This window comes from Massilia sp. NBRC 108631, assembly GCF_059704565.1.
In genome coordinates, this window is the sequence record NZ_BAAKJE010000155.1 from 1 (window position 1) to 3,933 (window position 3,933).

Sequence of the window (3,933 nt, forward strand, 5' to 3'; positions counted from 1 at the left end):
GAAGCAGGCAGTTAACCAGTTCGCCATCATGTATGGGGAGCGTTTCACCAACGCGATCAGCTAATTAAACTTTGGCCCCGCACACAAAATTTCTGACAGGTCCCCAATGCCCGCCGCTTTACGTTCTTTTAATCCGTTGGTCGCAGGTTCGAATCCCGCACGGCCTACCAAGAATAATCAAGGAAGCCCACGAATTTACGTTCGTGGGCTTTTTTGTTTCTGGTCGCTCTCTGGTCGCTTGCCTCGGTGAAGTGGTGGGACGAATCCCACGACTAAACGTTGCTTTTGAGCTATGATCTTGCATATGCTCAAACATCATAACCAGCGCGTTCAAGCCCTCATATCCCCATGACCGACAAAAAAGGCCTTTCCGAACGAGACATCTGCACCAAGTACATCACCCCGGCCATCACCGCAGCTGGCTGGGATCTCCACACGCAGATTCGCGAGGAAGTGAGCTTTACTAAGGGCCGCGTCATCGTTCGTGGAAAACTTCATGCGCGTGGCGAACAGAAGCGCGCCGACTACATCCTGTACTACAAGTCCAACATCCCGGTCGCCGTCATCGAAGCCAAGGAAAACGGCCACAGCGTTGGGTCCGGTATGCAGCAAGCGCTGAACTATGCTGAAACTTTGGGCGTACCGTTTGTATTCAGCTCCAACGGCGATGCCTTCCTGATGCACGACCGTACCGGCCTTGCCGACAAGGTCGAACGAGAACTGGCGCTGGACGCATTCCCCTCGCCAACTGAACTTTGGCAACGCTATTGCCAGTGGAAGGGATTGGACACCAAAGAGGCACGCCACACGGTCGAGATGCCCTACTACGACGACGGCAGCGGGCGCACCCCGCGTTACTATCAAGCCAATGCCATCAACAACACGGTGGAAGCGGTCGCCAAAGGTCAGGAACGCATTCTGCTAGTCATGGCAACCGGCACAGGCAAAACCTACACCGCGTTCCAGATCATCTGGCGTTTGTGGAAGTCCGGCACCAAGAAACGAATCTTGTTTCTGGCTGACCGCAATATTTTGGTGGACCAAACCAAGAACAACGACTTCAAGCCGTTCGGCACGGCCCGAAGCACTGCTGGGCCACGTACATGCGCAGCATGCGCGCCAAGCCAATCGGCGGACGGCCGGCGCCTGCTGCTTTCGGGTAAAACGGCTCAATGAGCTTGTGCAGCTTGCCCCAAGGCGTCACCTGATCAATCTCGGCCAGGAATCGGTCACGCCGCGTGAGCTTCTTCTTGGCGGCGTACTCAAGGTCGGAAAAGCTTCGTTGCATGATCGGCTGAGCAGTGATGGACAATGTCGTATTGTCTCAGGTTCAGATCGCCGCAGATTCAGCCGCTGAGGAATAATTCAGCGGCTCCCTAAGGGTAGCGAGATATGACGTCAGGACTATGTAATATGGATAACCACGACGATGACGGCTTGCCGGATGCCGCCTTTACCGATGACGAGTTAGCTGCGGGTGTACAGCACATCGTGCGAACAGGCAATCCTAACGCCTCATCATTAGCCCTCAAACATGAATCTTGGTCGCTTGGGCTAGTCAATGATGGGAACAACGCTGTCGTTGAGAGCACGCACCATACACTCTCCTCGATTGGCACCTTCACCCTGCGTTTTGAAACCTTCGAACAGGCAGGAACTTGGGCTAGGGCCAACCCGGGTAGTGTATTTACACGCGCAGCCGATGGCTCAGGATTTGAAGCCAAATCCACTCTCCCTCGTCAGACAGTTAATCCCATACAGCAAAAGATTAACTCCTACCTAGCCCGTTCCAACGAAATCAAGACTTTGGTGCCGCACATGCACGATATACTGTCAAATTCCGCAAGCAACTTCCGTGGCGTGGTCATGCGCCCCTTCCACCCCAATATTTGGAAAGATGAATTGGAGCGATTAAGTACCAGCCAACTTAAGCGTTTGCGCTTGTTGATTGCCACTCATCTTCAAGACAGCCGTGAATCCTTACGCCAACTTTACGTTGAAATGAGACGAGTTCGAAGCATGAAGCCTGGCCACTATGGCGAGGAACTAAAAGAACGAATCAATAAAGTAATGGATGGAGCACTCGCGGAAATTGACGAGCGCTTGGCTCAGAACAATACCGATGATCAGGGTAACCAGTCGTGATCCACGGCTGCCTGAGAAGGTGCAAGGCTTTTGACAATATCGCTCTCTAATGGTGTGTACAAACTGTGCAAATATTGAAAGGTCTCAAGTGAATGAAATGCCAACATGGATCAACATCGTCGTGTCTATCGGAGGATTACTCGGCACGCTAGTCACCGCAATAGCCACCTTTTTTCTTTGGAGAGTGACGCAAGTTCTAGCGCGTGAAACAACACGTATGGTGGAGGCAAGTTCTCAACCACATGTGGTGGCGACCCTCGACCCGAATCGTTGGTCAATGAGGCATTTTGACCTGAATGTGAACAACACCGGCAACGGTACTGCTTACGACATTTCCATCGAATTTGATCCGCCCTTGGAAAATGGTGAAGCAAGAAAGACGAAAGAAATTCCTCTTAAACGGATAAGTGTTCTTAAGCCAGGTCAGAGTATGAGCAGCTATGTTTCTGAGTACGGCCCGCTGGAAGGAAAAAACTATACAGTCAGTATTAGTTGGCGCAGAAACGCAAAGAATTCTGTACGCGAAGAAAACGTATACACGCTCAGCATGGGAGATTTGGAAGGAATATCGAAACTCGGAAATGATCCATTCGTGCAAATCGCTGAACATGTTAAAAAAATGCAAGAAGATCTGAAACAGGTTGGCCGGGCAGGTAATCGCATTCGGGTAGATGCGTTTCTTGCAAGCGACCGACTCCATGAAAAACGTGTTTCAGCACGTGAGTTACGGCTTTGGCGTCAGAAGCATGGCAAAGAATAATCACCCCAACAGCTCTCCATCTCATCAGTGCCACTATTGGCAATCCTGGGAAAGGCTCGCAAAGGCTGTGAAATTTGAACTGAAGTCTGAGAAATAGGGAATAAGTAGTTGAAAAAGCATATCTCGATGTCTGTCGATGCAAGCCATGGAACAACAAGTCTTCTCCCAGGACTTCCCTCAGCAGCTGCTTGGGACTGTGATGTTCTCCAAGCACTGCTGGTAGTTGGCTACTTAACCACGCCACCTCGATATCGCGGTATCAGTCTATCCACATACTGGGCCTGGCTGCGTTATGGTGCAGCCATCTCTAGGAGAGATCCATCGCTGAGACTTCGGCCAATTTGGAATGAACTCGACCCACATCAAAAAACCATCCTTTCCGACGACTTCGGATTGGGATTTCCTTGTCACTACCTTGTAGAACAACACGGATTTGAAGATTTCGCAGATACAGCTTACCTTCTCGACTCATTGATGGCAGGCGTTGTCTCGCATGCAGCCCGCTCCAAGCGTGGGCCATCCAAAACCCCCGATCTCATCGGCGTTGATTCAATGGGAAGATTGCATGTTTTGGAGTGCAAGGGCAGTCAGACATCCAGAGCCGCGCTTGATGATGCACTTGTTAGAGGCATTTCCCAGAAGAGTAATCTAAGTAACGGGTCCCTCTTCACATCCTGCATGGTCGGTGGCTTATTTATTCCTCAAGATCGAAGTGTTGAAACAGCGCAACTTGTCTTCATTGATCCTCCACCCGACCCGGCCCTACAGCGCTTGCAAGACTTTGACCCGCGAGAGATTGCGCGTGCGGTGCGCCGACAATCACTCGCAAAAGCACTAGGGGCCGCTGGGCTCTGGACTGCGGCAGGTGGGGTTGCTTCCGGTCGAGTCGGACCGGCTGAGACAGATTTTGTGCGTGATCTGAAGGTAAGCGTCGACTCAGCACCGTGTTGAGTGCCGTAACAGTTTAGTTGATGATGGCTGGCCGCAGGCCAGCGTTCATTTATTTGCCAGCCACAAGGTGCTGGGAG

Annotated in this window: 3 protein-coding genes and 2 pseudogenes; 4 read left to right on the top strand and 1 reads right to left on the bottom strand. The window is 51.6% G+C overall.

From position 1 onward, the window contains the following. Window positions 1–348: 348 nt before the first annotated feature. A pseudogene (locus AC6H42_RS16960) lies at window positions 349–1,080 on the top strand (DEAD/DEAH box helicase family protein); the annotation flags it as partial. On the opposite strand, the pseudogene AC6H42_RS16965 reads toward AC6H42_RS16960, so the two are convergent. Continuing rightward, a pseudogene (locus AC6H42_RS16965) lies at window positions 1,079–1,288 on the bottom strand (transposase); the annotation flags it as partial. The pseudogenes AC6H42_RS16960 and AC6H42_RS16965 sit on opposite strands and share 2 nt — an antisense overlap. 125 nt (window positions 1,289–1,413) lie before the next feature. Here AC6H42_RS16965 and AC6H42_RS16970 point away from each other — a divergent pair. The 3 genes from AC6H42_RS16970 to AC6H42_RS16980 all read left to right on the top strand — a co-directional run bounded on the left by AC6H42_RS16970 (window position 1,414) and on the right by AC6H42_RS16980 (window position 3,856). Continuing rightward, window positions 1,414–2,145 (top strand): hypothetical protein, encoded by a 732-nt coding sequence (locus AC6H42_RS16970; protein ID WP_497548539.1) that lies wholly within the window; start codon window positions 1,414–1,416, stop codon window positions 2,143–2,145. Between the two features lie 97 nt (window positions 2,146–2,242). Further along, the gene (locus AC6H42_RS16975; protein ID WP_497548541.1) at window positions 2,243–2,905 is read left to right on the top strand and encodes a DUF8453 domain-containing protein; all 663 of its coding nucleotides are present in this window, start codon (window positions 2,243–2,245) and stop codon (window positions 2,903–2,905) included. A gap of 108 nt (window positions 2,906–3,013) precedes the next feature. Further along, window positions 3,014–3,856 (top strand): hypothetical protein, encoded by an 843-nt coding sequence (locus AC6H42_RS16980; RefSeq protein ID WP_497548540.1) that lies wholly within the window; start codon window positions 3,014–3,016, stop codon window positions 3,854–3,856. The last annotated feature ends 77 nt before the right edge of the window (window positions 3,857–3,933 follow it).

Excerpts from the sequence above, each read along its gene's own strand:
- AC6H42_RS16970 (WP_497548539.1), top strand. The coding sequence starts at position 1,414 with ATGGATAACCACGACGATGACGGCTTGCCGGATGCCGCCTTTACCGAT.
- AC6H42_RS16975 (WP_497548541.1), top strand. The coding sequence starts at position 2,243 with ATGCCAACATGGATCAACATCGTCGTGTCTATCGGAGGATTACTCGGC.